The organism is Butyrivibrio sp. FCS014 (genome assembly GCF_000526935.1).
Lineage (GTDB): Bacteria > Bacillota > Clostridia > Lachnospirales > Lachnospiraceae > Butyrivibrio.
The window spans coordinates 716,563-731,044 of sequence record NZ_JAHA01000019.1; the positions used below are offsets into that span (position 1 = coordinate 716,563).

Annotated in this window: 12 protein-coding genes; 1 reads left to right on the plus strand and 11 read right to left on the minus strand. The window is 47.1% G+C overall.

Features of this window, described 5'->3' with window-relative positions; translation table 11 throughout:
* Positions 1-131: 131 nt before the first annotated feature.
* The 8 genes from T456_RS0116060 to T456_RS0116095 form a co-directional block, all read right to left on the minus strand.
* A complete protein-coding gene (locus tag T456_RS0116060; protein ID WP_024867033.1) occupies positions 132-674 on the minus strand; it encodes a DUF308 domain-containing protein in 543 nt (180 codons plus the stop codon).
* On the minus strand, positions 671-1,780 hold the full coding sequence (locus T456_RS0116065) for a DUF6765 family protein (protein ID WP_024867034.1): 1,110 nt from the start codon (positions 1,778-1,780) through the stop codon (positions 671-673). The genes T456_RS0116060 and T456_RS0116065 overlap by 4 nt, the downstream gene beginning before the upstream one ends.
* 3 nt (positions 1,781-1,783) lie before the next feature.
* Positions 1,784-2,302 (minus strand): hypothetical protein, encoded by a 519-nt coding sequence (locus T456_RS0116070; protein WP_024867035.1) that lies wholly within the window; start codon positions 2,300-2,302, stop codon positions 1,784-1,786.
* 127 nt (positions 2,303-2,429) lie between these two features.
* Entirely contained in the window at positions 2,430-2,729 is a 300-nt protein-coding gene (locus T456_RS0116075; protein ID WP_024867036.1) for a hypothetical protein, read from the minus strand.
* A gap of 19 nt (positions 2,730-2,748) precedes the next feature.
* Positions 2,749-4,776 (minus strand): methyl-accepting chemotaxis protein, encoded by a 2,028-nt coding sequence (locus T456_RS0116080; protein WP_024867037.1) that lies wholly within the window; start codon positions 4,774-4,776, stop codon positions 2,749-2,751.
* Positions 4,777-4,992: 216 nt separating this feature from the next.
* Positions 4,993-5,202 (minus strand): hypothetical protein, encoded by a 210-nt coding sequence (locus T456_RS0116085; protein WP_024867038.1) that lies wholly within the window; start codon positions 5,200-5,202, stop codon positions 4,993-4,995.
* 93 nt (positions 5,203-5,295) lie between these two features.
* The gene (locus T456_RS0116090; protein ID WP_081749127.1) at positions 5,296-7,251 is read right to left on the minus strand and encodes a fructose-1,6-bisphosphatase; all 1,956 of its coding nucleotides are present in this window, start codon (positions 7,249-7,251) and stop codon (positions 5,296-5,298) included.
* The gene (locus T456_RS0116095; RefSeq protein WP_024867040.1) at positions 7,251-7,895 is read right to left on the minus strand and encodes an endonuclease III domain-containing protein; all 645 of its coding nucleotides are present in this window, start codon (positions 7,893-7,895) and stop codon (positions 7,251-7,253) included. Before T456_RS0116095 ends, T456_RS0116090 begins: the two co-directional genes overlap by 1 nt.
* Before the next feature lie 166 nt (positions 7,896-8,061).
* Between T456_RS0116095 and T456_RS0116100 the strand changes: the two genes are divergently transcribed.
* Positions 8,062-8,352 carry a hypothetical protein gene (locus T456_RS0116100; RefSeq protein ID WP_024867041.1) on the plus strand — a complete coding sequence of 97 codons (291 nt, stop codon included), beginning with the start codon at positions 8,062-8,064 and terminating at the stop codon, positions 8,350-8,352.
* A gap of 81 nt (positions 8,353-8,433) precedes the next feature.
* Here T456_RS0116100 and T456_RS0116105 read toward each other — a convergent pair whose 3' ends face one another.
* From T456_RS0116105 to T456_RS0116115, 3 genes are read right to left on the minus strand one after another with little or no spacing between them, the layout of a single operon-like run.
* Entirely contained in the window at positions 8,434-8,988 is a 555-nt protein-coding gene (locus T456_RS0116105) for a GtrA family protein (protein WP_024867042.1), read from the minus strand.
* Positions 8,989-9,027: 39 nt separating this feature from the next.
* Positions 9,028-11,448, minus strand: a complete 2,421-nt coding sequence (locus tag T456_RS0116110) for a glycoside hydrolase family 3 C-terminal domain-containing protein (RefSeq protein ID WP_024867043.1) — start codon at positions 11,446-11,448, stop codon at positions 9,028-9,030.
* 51 nt (positions 11,449-11,499) lie between these two features.
* Entirely contained in the window at positions 11,500-14,448 is a 2,949-nt protein-coding gene (locus tag T456_RS0116115; protein ID WP_024867044.1) for a glycoside hydrolase family 3 N-terminal domain-containing protein, read from the minus strand.
* Positions 14,449-14,482 lie beyond the last annotated feature (34 nt).

Sequence of the window (14,482 nt, forward strand, 5' to 3'; positions counted from 1 at the left end):
CTTTCCGATACAAATGTATATATACTACAGAATTTTACCACATGGAAAAGGGATGTCAAACCCTTACCGGAGTTTAACATCCCATTTATTCTGTCTGCAGCTCTAAGATATGTATACTGTCATTGCCTGGCTTACGCTATTAATTCCTCGATATTTTTGCTCTCCGTCTTTCTTAAGGCGCTTCCTATCCTCATGCATGCGGAGTAGATAATTCCTATTCCGTAGATGATACATGCTGTGGCAGGTCTTTTTATAAATACAATACAGGCCAGAGCCATAAGAATATTTACTACGCCGTGGGTCAGCTTCATCTTCATCCCGGCGCCGTATCTTCTCTGTTCAAAGGCCCTTAATATTTCCACCAGTCCGGAAAATGCATGAATGATAACAAGATAGCTAAGTACGTATATTTTCGGAACATCCACAATGGATGCCGACAGATACCCGAAGTCCGTCAGAATGATTCCCTTGTACAGAATGATCTTGCCACCCACCATGTGTCTTGCCATGGAAAAGAAATATATAAGGGTGCCGATACCATAGAAAAGGAGCCATACACCCAGGATGGTTATTACAATACTGTAACCGTCTTCAGGCTCTAAGATTATGATAAGGCCGGCAGCTATCATCACCAGCGCAAAAAGTATGCTTCTTATCTTCTGAAATCTGCTCATCCTTTTCCTCTTCTCTTAACATCTGGAATTCCCGTCAGGTAATTCCCCGAAAGCTTGATATTTGTTGATACCATTTCCTTGTGAGAAAGGGCTCCGTAAAAGAACTTTCCAAGGAAGGTCCTTGCTTTCCCGCCCTTCTGGGCATCCTTGTATTCCTGCTGATACTTCTCTATGTCAAAGTCTTCGATGGTCTGCCCCGAGAGCTCTTCTCCAAAGGCTTTCCAGTCCGCGCAGGCATTAAGCTGCCTCTTTTCCAGAATCTCTTTGATCCGCGCTTCATACGGATCAACGCTTTCGGTGTCATACCGCTCAAGTTCGAAGTTCTCATCATCGCTTCTTATGAACTTCATGGCGTAGACCATCTGTCTGAAGGCCTTCATGTAATCAGAAGGATTGTCCTTGACCACCTGTCTGTAGTCTGCCCAGGCGGGAAGATATCTGTATCTTGCAAAGCTGTAATCCGGGAAATGTCCCGCTCTTCCGTGACCCAGATTCATAATGGAGTTCTCACTGCTCTGGAAAAGACTTCCCGTATACAGGCCATTTTCTATATCATCCGGTTCGGAGGTCTTGTGCCTGAAGCGGATCTTTCTTTTAATAAAGCCATCCCCCTCCGGAATCAGCTCGTAGAAGTCGTAGTTGGTGTTGTTGATAACAAGTGACGGAGTTCCCGCAAAATAGGTGTGAGCCCAGGTGTCCGCCAGGACGTGCATGGCTATGCCCACTGACTGAAGGCTTCTGCCCTTGGCAAGCTCCACTGTCTTTTTGAGAAGTTCTCCGTTGGGGCCGCAGATAAGCCTGTATTTGGAGAGATATCTTTTCCCCGCCCACTTCTTGGTGGCATAAAGATCTTTGGGTAAAAAGTGAAAGGCCGCCCAGATCTTGGTGATATCCTGAAGTCCCACCAGGTCTGTTCTGTGGTCCATGAGTTCCAGCTGAAACTGTGTGGTGGCAACGCTTTTGGGAGCCTTTAATTTAGACAGCAGCGTCACGGAGCAAAGGTCCACAAACTGGGCGCTGTAGCAGATCTCCATAGCTTCTTCGTGGGAGTAGCCCGCCAGATATGCGGCTGCGTAAGTTGCGTAGTAGTGAAAATCTTCCTGCATATCTTACTCCTCCCCTGCTATTTTTTTCAGACTGTAATATATGATCGAAGAAATAATCAGATTCAGGACCGTAGCGCAGTTGGCCACGTCCACCAAAAACGAAGCAACGGTAACATCGAACTGAGTGCCGTATACGTCTATTTCAGATGCAAAATACTGCTCGAATCCGGTTATATCCAGATACAAGAGGAAGGCTGCCAGCAAAAGATAGAGATAGTGCTTCTTTCTCCCTGTCCCCACCTGTATCGCGCATCGCCCTATATAATAGTGCAGAAGGATCACAAACAGGATCACGGCAACAAAGATTGCATACATAAGTGCCCTCATCTGCGGCGTATCCTCCAGGTCTCTCATAAGAAATTCCATGAGATCAAGCTCTCCGAAAGCCATCTCGGCAAACACCTTGATCACAGACCACAGGCCGAAAAAGATAATGCCCATGCCGCTTACAACAAGGCCGTTGCTGATCTTACGATATCTCATATCCAGTTTGTCATTGTATTCAAAAGACTTTGCATCCATGATTTAATCCTGCCTTCAGATTAATTGTAGCACAAAGCAAAAACCGTGTATCGGAGAAGTTTAATCACTTTTCCGATACACGGATATTTTTTCTTATGACCCTGTCACAGGGAAAAGAGCTATCTCTTTAAACCGCAGAAATGGTAAGCTGCTGGGGCTCAACATTTCTGATCTCGCCCTTTCTTCCACGGCAAACGATGCCCTTTTCTATGGTAATCATGCTGGCATGGCTCTTCATGGCGTCGGTGATCTGCTTGACTGCTGCCTCGTAGTCATTTGGAGTCATGGGGATCACATACTCATGATTCAGATGCTCCGTGGATATCACTGCGGACCTGAATCTGGGCACGTATCTGATTCCGTAGAAGGTGCATATTTCAGTGTTTAGCATTCCACTGTTATCTGAGCATTGCATTGAAATATACATTTGCTTACCTCTCTTTCGCTTAAATCTTAAAATCTCTTACAAAGTCTTCGATTGTAGCTGCGGAGCTGGAAACTGTTGTAGCACTTTCGTCCACACCCTGGCTCTCGTCGGCAACCTGCTGTGCACTGACAGCCAGATTATCTGTAGTCGCTGTAACCTCTTCGGTACTTGCCGACTGTTCCTGTGAAATAGCTGCAACTGATGTTGCTATGGTATCTACATTGCTGATCTTGTTGATCATCTGCTTAACTGTATCACTGGTCACATCAAGACTGGAGAAGATCTCTTCGAAGGTCTTTCCTGCGGTCTGTACCGCCTCTGTACTTGCATTGATCTCATCCATGTTAGCTTCTGACTTCTCTGACAGGGACTTGATCTGTGCTGTGATCTCGGTAATGATCTTGCCTATTTCTGTGGTGGACTCCGCAGAGTTTGCAGCCAGCTGTCCGATCTCCTGAGCAACTACCGCAAAGCCCTTGCCGGCTTCGCCTGCTCTTGCGGCCTCAATGGAAGCATTAAGGGAAAGCAGGTTTGTCTGTGATGCAATGGAATTGATGATCTCTATGATGGAGTTGATCTTCTGTGCGGATTCTCCAACAGCCTGTACATCTGTATTCATGTCGCTCATGGAAGCTGAGATCCTGCCCATTCCATCCTGAACCACTTCCATGTCTCTTTGTCCGTCCCGGGCCTTTCCAACCAGAGTCTCTACTGTAGCACTGGCTTCATTTCCCTTATCCATAAGCTCTGTAACTTCTGTAGCAAGCTCGGTGGCATTGTTTGCAAGCTCTGCCACAGCGCTGGCCATTCCGTTCATTGCATCTCTGATCTGATTCATGTTTGTGGACTGTTCTGTCGCCTGAACATTAAGCTTGCCGGAAGCATCCTTACTGTTCTCAGCCTCGGTAGCCAGTTTCTCGGTCTCATCCTTGATGTTTCCGAGAGTTCCTCTCATGTGTCCCACAAAGGATCTCATGTTGTTGTTCATCAGGCCGATCTCATCGTCGCCTCCCTCAGGAATATCTACGGTGAAATCACCATCTGTGATCCTGGTGATGTTATCTGTAAGATTACCGACAGGAACTGAAACGAATTTCTTTAGCAGCATATAAAGGACAACCGAGATGATAAGTATCATCAGGATCATCAGTCCGATACAGATATATTCAAAGGTTCTAAGGCCTGAAAGAACCTCATTCTTTGCTACTGAACAAATAAGAGTCCAGTCGGTTCCCGGAATGTTTCTGCTGCCCACATAATATATCTGTCCGTTTTCGGATTTGATCTCAACAACTTCTGTTGATCCGGTCTTTGCAAACTGGTAAGCGGAGTTCAGGAACAAAGCCTCAGGATGGTCTCCTACTTTTGTTCCGTTATAATCAGTTTTGAAATATGAAAGAATGATATCGTTTGCCAGAAGCATAGCGCCTCCGGTCTTTACCGGCTTAATGGAACCTATCTCTTCCACGATCCCGTCCAGTGTATAATCGGTTGAAGCCACACCCTCTCTGGCATCAGCAAGTTTTACCTTTCTTGTAAAAGAAACAACCATGCTGCCGGTATCGCTGTCTACATAAGGTTCTCCGGGGAAAAATGTGCTATGCTGCAGTCCTTCCTGGTACCAGGATCTCTCTGTTGCAACATAATCGGGATCCGGCACCCATCCCGAAGGATCGATCCAGGCTCCGGTCGCAGTTGCCACATACATACCGTTGGGCATGTACTCGTTCTTGGTAAGTGTAGGAATCAGGAAACTTGCCATTGCATTATCATTGGGAAAAGAAACTGATTCAAGCGCGGCAGCTGAGGCATCGCAATACTCCATAAGAGTTGTGATCTCTCGTCCGATCTTCTCTGAATAATAATCAGACTCTTTATCCAGATTGTTGGTGGCAAGTTCCGTGATGATGTTTCTTGCCTGCACAGCAACTATATACATAATGAGGATTATGGATGCTGCGATCATAGGTATCAAAACCTTCAAGAGCTTGCCGCTTACGCTCTTTTTGGCCTTTACCTTATTGTCTTGTACTTTCTTTTCAGCCATATCATTATTCTCCAATCGATAACAACAGTGTTAATAGGTTGAAAATCATTTAATTGTGTGCGCAATTTACCACATTTTCATTATAGCCTGTTTTTACAGCTTTTGTTCGCTTTTATAGTATTTTTATAATCATTTAATCGTTAATCAATTTTTGCAAAAAACCACTAAAAAAGCCTCCCCGACAGGGGAGGCCAAACCTCAAAAATATGTATAAAACTATTTGCCCATGGAAGCTATGAGAGCATCGATCTCAGCCTGGCTGAGCATCTTGCTGCTGCCTGCATCAGGTGCTGCTGCAGGAGCTGCCGCTGCGGGCGTAGGAACCTGAGCCGCAGTGAATCCACCACCGCCGCCTGCCTGTGACGACTTACCCATTATGCTTGCTAAAAGAGCCTGCTGCTCCGGGCTTAATCCGTTAGCATCCATCTAATATGAGTCCTTTCGCATATTTCTGACCATAGATTAACAAAGCTGTAAGCCTACGTCAACTAACATTTTTATAAAGAGAATGTAAACTGCTTAATTCTTTTCTCTTATGGCACCGCTCTCAAAGGCCTTAAGAAGATCTTTAAGGTCATCTATCTGCTGCTGTAGATTCTTGCCTATATCCGTATCCCGCACCAGTATCCGCTTCCTTGACTTCTCCGTCATCTGAATTGCGGGAGTATTTTCACCCCCCTTTACAAAAGGTTTGTGCTGGGCAAGAGCAAGATGGTTGGAGTTGTAGATCAGGGTATAGCCTGCTATTCCCGTCTTCTCATGGTAGGCCTTGGAAATACCTCCGTCTATGATATAGAGCTTGCCGTTTGCCTTAACGGGGCTCTCTCCCTTCATGGTCTCCACCGGCACATGTCCGTTAATGATATGGGCCCACTCAGGGTCAAGGCCGAATTCACGAAGGATCTTGTCAGCGTAGGCTTCCATTGAGGAGAATTTGTAATAGGAATTGAAGTTCTCTTTGCACAGCTCTTTTTCATGTTTAAGGAACAGATGCTCAAAGGTAGTGATCCTGTCCTTACCGAAAAGAGGCGACTTGGGACCGCACCACAGATACCACATAAGGTCCACCGCATCCTGCTTCTTCTCAGGGTCATCCCTGGGGTCAAGAAAATATGCATCATGGATCTTGATGTTAAGGTAATCCATCAGCTCTTTTCCCGAGAAGCTTCCGTCCGGGGTGTTCATCGTGTCAAAGTTTCCCTGCTCATCCATGGGTATACAGCCGTGGTAGAGAAGGTTGTTATTGATGCTGCGGTACATGGCTCCGTGGGAGTAGAGGAACTGCACGTGGCGTATAAGGACCCTTGAATGGATGAAGCTAAGCTGCAGGGTGCGCATCAGCTCCTCCTCCGCCTCCGTCAGCCTGTAGGGGTCTTTCGGGTCTATTGTCGGGAAATTGGTATCGTTTAGCTTATAGCGCTTTCCATCGATTGTAACTTCCCCGGTTTCATAGTCAATCTTATCGAGAAGAAGCCTCTCCTCAAGGCCGTACTCAGGATGCTTTTTGATCAGCTGCCCTTCCAGCTTTAGCTGTATGATACTGATGGCCTTGCACATCTTGGCGGCAAGCTTTGGATTGACGGAATCGTATTTGTTCTTGTCCAGAAGATGCGGCCTGAAGCACTCGCAGGGGTCATCCCTGTAAACTTCCGCAGCGAACATGGACAGCGGTCTTAAGTTGATTCCGTAGCCGTCCTCCAATGCATCGAAGCTGTTGTAGCTGGTGCCTATCCTAAGCACATTTGCGATGCAGGCTGTGTTGCCGCAGGCAGCTCCCATCCAGTCTATATCGTGATTGCCCCACTGTATGTCCACGTCATGGAAATTCATCAGCTCTTCCATAACAAGGTCAGGTCTTGCTCCCCTGTCAAAGATGTCTCCTATTATGTGAAGTGAATCTATGGTCAGGTTCTGGATGAGCTCGCAGAGGGCGATGATAAACTCATCAGCAAAATCAATCTCTATAATGCCGTTTACGATCTCGCTGTAGTAGAGCTTCTTGTTGGGATCGTTCATATCAAGGTGAAGAAGCTCATCGATGGCATAGGCATAGTCCGCAGGCATCTTCTTTCTGACCTTGGACCTGGTGTACTTGGAGCTCACCACCCTGCAGATGGAAATAAGCCTGTTGATGGTGATCTTCTGATGCTCCTGGAGAACCTTCTCCGGGATGGTGGCATCGTGCCTTATGCCGCTTATAACTTCCCTTGGATAATAGATAAGATTGGCCAGCTGCAGCTGGTCGGATTCAGACATCATATTGCCGAAGGTCTCCTCGATCTTGGCCCTGATGATACCCGAAGAACTGCGAAGAAGATGTGAAAAAGCCTCATATTCTCCGTGTATGTCGGAAAAGAAATACTCCGTTCCCTTGGGAAGGGCGCAGATAGCCCGAAGGTTTATGATCTCTGCGGCGGCCTTTCTGGAATTGGGAAACTCCTTGCTAAGAAGTCTTAAGTACTCTATATCTCTCATTATTCCCCCATGGTTTTTCGTCCGTATTTACATACATCCTGAAGGCAGCAAGCTGCGCAGTTAGGGCGCCTTGCAACGCAGACCGCCCTGCCGTGAACAACAAAGCGGTGGCAGAGATCGTTCCCTTCTTCGGGAGGTATGATCTTCCACAGCTCTTTTTCCACCTTGGCAGGTTCCTTGATATTGTCCACAAGGCCTATAAGGTTGCAGAGCCTGATGCAGTGGGTATCCGTGACAATGGCGGGCTTTCCGAACACATCACCAAGGACCAGATTGGCGCTCTTTCTTCCAACCCCTGGGAGCTTCAACAGCTCTTCCATGGTATCGGGGACCTGGTCCAGATACTCGTAGTGGAGCATCTTCATGCAGGCGGAAATATCCCTGGCTTTGGAATTGCCAAGGCCGCAGGGCCGCACTATCTTTTCGATGTCAGCTACATCTGCCATTGCCAGCGCTTCGATTGTCGGGAACTTCTCGTAGAGAAGCGGCGTTATCTGATCCACCCTGGCATCGGTACACTGAGCCGCAAGTCTTACGCTCACCAGAAGCTGCCAGGCCTTGTCATAGTCCAGAGTGCACTTGGCATCCGGATATTCTTTTTTGAGTCTCTCGATCACCTCGAGAGCAAGCTTTTTCTTAGTCATACCTCTATTGTAAACGAAATATCCCCCACATGACACCCTTTTACTGACACAAATCTCCCAAATACTGACCATGATGCCCGGCCGTCACTTGCACTGTAGGGCCGCGGCGGGTAAAATATAAGGGTAGGCCAAAGGCCTAAATACATTGGGGAATCGGGGGGAAATCATGTTACAATTTTTTGCTGCAAATTTCAGCAGGGTAATCGCGTTTCTTACCATCATCGAATTTGAGCTGGTGCTCACCTACAGGCGCAGATACCTTCTGAATAACACCAAGATCAACACCGCGGTCATGGCGGTTTCGGCGCTGGTTTTCATGGATGCCTTCATCTACACCGTAAGAACCTACAGCCACCCGCAGTCCGTATCCGTTCCCGGGCTCATAAGGCTCTCGGTACATCTGGTGGTGATCGTATTTCTTTTTATTTTCTACTTTGTAAAACAGAATGAAAAATAACAAAAAAGAGGCGCCTTCTTCCGTCTCACCGATTCTATAGGTGGTCCGGAGTAAAGCGCCTTTTTTATTTATCTTTTTATATTATTCTGCTGTCTTCTCTGTAGGCGGGAAGATGATCTTATTTACAAAGAAAAATACTACCATCGATACGCCTCCATTGAGCACAGTTGTTCCGATGTTGTAGATGAAGTCCGGAACCACCAGTCCCGCTACCGCAACCCAGATACAGTTGATGGAGTTGACAATGCAGGTGATGATGCAGAATGCAACCACATACCATGCAACCTGCTTGCCTGTGTTGCCGTGGCTTCTGAATACAAACAGCTTCTGAATAGGGAAGTTGATGCACTCTCCGATGATCATGGCAACCATATATGCCGTAAAGTATGCCAGTCCGCCGTGGGCCTGATCGTATCCGAGGATATTCCAGTCGAAGGTCTCCCCGAACATTGTAAGGGGTATCCCGGGCCAGCCAAAGGATCTGTCTCCCAGTCCCGCAAAGGCTGCCGGCAAAAACTGCAGCATCAGATATTTCAGCACAGTTATAAGGTTACTAACTATTACAAACAGTCCGCCCTCTCTTATCCACTGGGCAGCCTTGGGGTGTTTTTCTGCGAAATCACTCCAGAATTTCATATTCTATACCTCCGCATTTCTCAAAATTTCCGAAAAATGTCAGCTCTTTATCTTAGCTTCATAGGCCTTGTTCTTTCTGCTGTTGCTGAAGAATCCGCCTATAACCTTTCCCATTCCTTTGAAGAAGTGTCCGTTTACCACTTCCACAAAGCCTTTTGCCATGTCCATGCTTACGGCTCCGCCGGTCATCTTAGCCATGGCCCTGAAGGGCATATTGTAGATGAAAAGAGTGTTCAGATCCGGCTTTCCGCTCTCGTCAGCCTTTTTCTTAATGGCTGTAAGGCGGCGGTAAACAAATCTTGCAAGACCGCTCTTTGCGTAGTACATCTGGCAAAGAGCATCGTTGATGCCAAGCTGTCCGTTCCACTTACCGTCAGGGATCGGCCTTCCCAGAAGCTTTTCAAACTCGGCGTCGCTGACATTCTCGATCTTTCCTGAGTAGTACGCAGGCATCTGTGCCTCTTCATAGGGAAGAAGGTCCGTGGTTCCGCTCTTTTCAATGCTTCCCGTAAGCAGGATATTTGCACTGCTGCTTCCGATGGAAACGCTGTAGCTTCCCTCTTCGACTTCCCATTTATTTGTCTTAACATTCCAGTAGCGGAAGGTCTTATCGTCAAAAGAGATTGTGACTTTCCTGCTCTCTCCGGCTTTAAGGAATACCTTGGCAAAGCCCTTCAGCTCCTTTTCCGGTCTGAAGACCTTACCATCCGGAAGAGATACATACATCTGTGCCACTTCTGCGCCGTCTCTGTCTCCGGTGTTCTTTACGGTAAAGCTTGCTCCCTTTTCATCAACGGAAAGGTCGCTGTACTCAAAGGTTGTATAGGACAGTCCGAAGCCAAAGGGATAAAGCACGGGAACCTTTGCTGTGTCATAGTATCTGTAGCCAACATAGAGGCCTTCTCTGTACTCTGATGTTCTCTCCTTGCTGGGATAATAGCGGTATGCAGGGGTGTCCTCGTGGCGCCTCGGGATAGTCTCCGAAATCTTTCCGGAAGGATTAACCGCACCTGTGAGGATATCAAGAACCGCGCCTGCTCCTGCCTGTCCGTTTAAATAGCAGTGGAGCATGGCTTTCATATAGTGGTGCCAGGGCATCTCAATCGCAGAACCTGCGCTGATGATTCCAACCAGGTTGGCATTGACCTGTCCAAGCTCCTGCAAAAGGGTTATCTGGTTCTGGGGGATCCTCATGTGAGTTCTGTCCATACCCTCAGACTCGGAATCCTCGTTGAGGCCGAAGAAGAACAGCACGATATCTGCTCTCTGGGCAAGATCAAGGGCTTCTTTCCTGGTGGCGGCATCTTCCTCACCGCCTCTTGAGTAGCCTCTGCTCATGCCTACGACCTGAAGGTCATAATTTCCTATAAGCTCTGATATGGTTTCAATTTTTGTGGGGTTTACAAGGGATGATCCTGCGCCCTGATATCTGGGAACAAATGCAAAATCACCGATGACCGCAACCTTTGCCCCCTTCTTAAGAGGCAGGATGTTCTCCTCATTCTTTAAAAGCACCGTGCTCTCTGCTGCGGCTCTTCTTGCAATTGAGTGATGGGCATTCTTGTCGAAGTCTTCTTTTCTTCCCTGAGCATTGACGTAAAGTGTCATCACAGCGTCCAGAAGTTCGTCGACTCTTTTGTCCACATCCTCCATGGAAATCTTGCCGCTCTCTACGGCTGCTATAAGCTCCCTTGCTGAATCAAGGCCGGGATTTGGCATCTCAAGGTTTGAGCCTGCGGCAACGCCAAGAGCATGGTCGTTGGATGCACCCCAGTCTGTTATAACGATACCGTCAAATCCCCAGTCGTCCCTAAGGATCTCTGTGAGAAGATGCCTGTTCTCATTGGCGTAAGTGCCGTTCACCTCATTGTAGGAGGACATGATGGTCTTGGCCTTGCCCTCTTTTACGGCGATCTCAAAGCCTGTAAGATAGATCTCCCTTAAGGTCCTTTCGTCAACCACTGAATCCATTGCCATACGACGAAGTTCCTGGGAGTTCACCGCAAAGTGCTTGGGACACGCATAAACGCCCTGAGACTGGATTCCCTTCACATAGGAAGCAGCCATCTTGCCTGCAAGATAAGGGTCTTCAGAGAAGTACTCAAAATTCCTTCCGCAAAGAGGACTTCTCTTGATATTGAGGCCGGGGCCCAGGAGGACGTTAACGCCCTCCGCCATGGCCTCTTCTCCGAGAGTTTTGCCGAGAGTCTCTCCCAGCTCAACATCCCAGCTGTTTGCTATTGTTGCCGCTGTAGGAAAACACGTTGCGGGAACCGATGCATTAAGTCCCAGGTGATCTCCTGCTCCGGCCTGTTTTCTTATACCGTGAGGTCCGTCGGAGCAGAATATGGACGGGATTCCAAGCCTTTTAAACGCTCTTGTCTCCCACTCGTTCCTGCCGCCAAGGAAGGCAGCTTTTTCTTCTATTGTCATTTTCTCAATGATGTCCTGATATTTCACTTTCGTTACCTCACTTTTAAATCTAAAGATCTGTTTATTCCTGCCAAGCCATTACTGCTCTGCAGATGCCTCTTTTGCCTCAGCTTCTTTGTTCTTCCTGAAATTCCTGATGAAGATGGTCATAAGGCAGATCATAAGTCCTGCAAAGATAACATCAAGAGCGATCATAAGCTTCTTCCAGGAAGCCATTCCGGGATTGAGGTTCTCGGGTGCATATGCACGGCTGTTTGCTACGGTGTAGAGAATGTTCTTTGTAGCATCGCGCATAGCCTGCTGAGCTCCGTTTGTATCTCTGAACTGTACGTTATTGGTTGCTGTAGGATAGTTAACCAGCATGCAGTCTGTACCGTTACGGATAGCCTGGTCAGATGACATGTATCCGTATACACCGAAGTAGTCGGTAAGTACGAAGCCGTTAAAGCCCCACTCATCACGAAGAACTGTCTTAAGCAGTGATGAGGATCCGCCTGCCCAACGGTTTCCGATGTAGTTGAAGGAAGACATAACTGCTGTAAGTCCTACGTTCTTTACGCAAACCTCGAAAGGTCTAAGGTAGATCTCACGGATCGCCTGCTCGTTGGACCAGGTGCAGAGCATGTCGCATCTGTTGCCTTCCTGATCGTTCATGGCAAAGTGCTTGATGTAAGCGTATACGCCGTTGTCCCAGGAGCCCTGAGCTGCCTTGGCAGCGATAAAGCCTGAAAGGATGCTGTCCTCTGAATAGTACTCGAAGTTACGTCCTGCGAAAGCTGTTCTGTGGATGTTCATGGCAGGTGCATACCAACCTGAAACGTCCATTTCGTTAGCCATCTTGCCAATGTAATCACCGAACTGATAAGCAAGATCCTTGTTAAATGTAGCTGCAATTGTTACACCAACGGGGAATCCAAGGGAACCTACGCCGGTGAAATTGTTATTGATGGAAGCAGGGCCGTCACAGTCGTTTGTACGTACCTTGCCGATAGAATCAACTGAATTTGTCTGATATCCGCCAAGAGATATAAGTGCGTTCATATCATCAAGGCTCATGCTGTTTAAAAGTTCATCCCACTTTGCATCGTTCTTATCAAGACCGCGAAGATCAGCGAGCTTAAGGTTTGTAGCAGCTCCTGTTGTTACCTCTGAAGCGTTGGGATCCTCATCAGCAGCTGTTACTTCAGGTGTGAGGTAGTTGCTGATGTTGTAGAAAGAAGCCTTTGCATCTGCGCTCATCTCATAGTTTGTAGGAGCCTTTGTTGCCTCGCCATAGTTGGCAAAGCCGTCTTTTCTTGAAAGATATGTTACATCACCCTCGGCATAATCAAATGCGTTTGTTGCAGTGATCTTGTCGCTGGGTCTGTTGTTTGAACCGTCGTAAGTAACTGTTGTGCCTACATTGTAGGTCTTTGAATCGATAACGTTATGAGAATCCTTGTTGATGGAGATCTCGTAATCACCTGCCTCAAGGACATAAGCCTTGGCATTCTGATAGTCGTAGGATGCAAGGAACTCGTCGTCAAAAGAGATTGTGACTGTTTCGGAAGCACCCGGCTCAAGGAGAGATGTCTTTTCAAATGCAATAAGATTTGCTGTTGCCTTCTCAATTCCGCCGTTCTCATAAGGAGGATTGAAATAAACCTGAACAACATCTTTTCCTGCTACTGAACCTGTATTTGTAACTGTTACGTCAAAACTGATATTACCGTTTGTAGCTGTAATGTCCCCCATGGTCTGCTCAAAGGTTGTGTATGAAAGACCATATCCGAAGGGATACTGAACTACTGAGTCGTAGTCGATAAGTCCCTCTACTGCTGCTGTCTCATAGAACTTGTAACCCACATAGATGCCCTCAACATAGTTAATGAAGGATACGTCTGCTCTCTGCTCTGCTCCTGTGATGAAGCTGGTTGAGATAACTGCGAACTCATCCATGTTTGTGTAGTTGAAATCACCGAAGTTGTTCCACCAGGGTGTCTTTTCCATATCGTAAACGAATGTGTCGATAAGCTTACCTGAAGGGTTAACATCACCTGTTACGATCTCGCCAAGGGCTGTCATTCCCACATGGCCCATGCCTGCTGCCCAGAGAACTGACTTGATCTGGGGATGATCCTCAACAAAGCCCATCTCGAAAGCGTTGGCACCGTTGTAAACAAGAACTACCTTATCGAAGTTTGCACATACAAGGTCGATCATCTCTTCTTCTCTGTTTGAGAGCTGAAGGTAGTGATCACCTGCATCCCAGTCGTTACCCTCGTTTAAAGAGTCATCATAAACACCTGCTGTGTAAGTTGTTCCATCCATGAAAGAGCCGTCAACAACTGCGGGCATATTGCTGGGAAGATCTGCGCCCTCACCGCCTGAGCGGCTGATAACGATCATAGCTGTATCTGAGAAGCTCTTTGCGTTTGCAATAAGCTCATCTGTGTAGAGATTTACGTTGGGTTCGGGAAGTGTCCAATCCTGTGCCCACATTCCTACCTCAGGCCTGTCAGCCTTGTAGTCTGTATAGAATTTTGTAAGTTCTTCATTGGTCTCAATTCCTGCTGCTGAAAGAGACTGAAGAATATTAACTGTATCATAAGCATTGTTAAGCGCACCTGATCCTGCTCCACCGAGAATAGGATTTGTAGATGCCCATCCGAATACGTTGAGCTTGCTTCCCTTTGCAACAGGAAGTGTTGCATCATCGTTCTCAACAAGTACAATGCCCTCTCTTGCAATATTCTTGGCAAGTTCAGCTGAAGCATCGGATGTCTCCTTGGAGATCGTTCCGCTTCCGCTTACCAGGTCAAGCATTGTGCTCATGGGACCTGTACAGATCATATTTACACAGATAACAATACCTGTAAGCATTGCAACCAGTGCAGTACCTCTGATAAGCTTTCTGGCGCTCTTTTTAACTTTCATTACCGCGATCATGACAATGACCGCTACGGCAATGATCACGCCGATTGCTATCAGTTGTGATTTGATGGATGTTATAACATTCATAACATCGCTCATGTTGATAGATAACATATAAAAAACCTCCCTTTTTCATGTGTGCTGTACT

Bases quoted from the DNA above. Each gene is read 5' to 3' on its own strand.
- T456_RS0116060 (WP_024867033.1), bottom strand. From the start codon at position 674: ATGAGCAGATTTCAGAAGATAAGAAGCATACTTTTTGCGCTGGTGATG.
- T456_RS0116065 (WP_024867034.1), bottom strand. From the start codon at position 1,780: ATGCAGGAAGATTTTCACTACTACGCAACTTACGCAGCCGCATATCTG.
- T456_RS0116070 (WP_024867035.1), bottom strand. From the start codon at position 2,302: ATGGATGCAAAGTCTTTTGAATACAATGACAAACTGGATATGAGATAT.
- T456_RS0116075 (WP_024867036.1), bottom strand. From the start codon at position 2,729: ATGTATATTTCAATGCAATGCTCAGATAACAGTGGAATGCTAAACACT.
- T456_RS0116080 (WP_024867037.1), bottom strand. From the start codon at position 4,776: ATGGCTGAAAAGAAAGTACAAGACAATAAGGTAAAGGCCAAAAAGAGC.
- T456_RS0116085 (WP_024867038.1), bottom strand. From the start codon at position 5,202: ATGGATGCTAACGGATTAAGCCCGGAGCAGCAGGCTCTTTTAGCAAGC.
- T456_RS0116090 (WP_081749127.1), bottom strand. From the start codon at position 7,251: ATGAGAGATATAGAGTACTTAAGACTTCTTAGCAAGGAGTTTCCCAAT.
- T456_RS0116095 (WP_024867040.1), bottom strand. From the start codon at position 7,895: ATGACTAAGAAAAAGCTTGCTCTCGAGGTGATCGAGAGACTCAAAAAA.
- T456_RS0116100 (WP_024867041.1), top strand. From the start codon at position 8,062: ATGTTACAATTTTTTGCTGCAAATTTCAGCAGGGTAATCGCGTTTCTT.
- T456_RS0116105 (WP_024867042.1), bottom strand. From the start codon at position 8,988: ATGAAATTCTGGAGTGATTTCGCAGAAAAACACCCCAAGGCTGCCCAG.
- T456_RS0116115 (WP_024867044.1), bottom strand. From the start codon at position 14,448: ATGTTATCTATCAACATGAGCGATGTTATGAATGTTATAACATCCATC.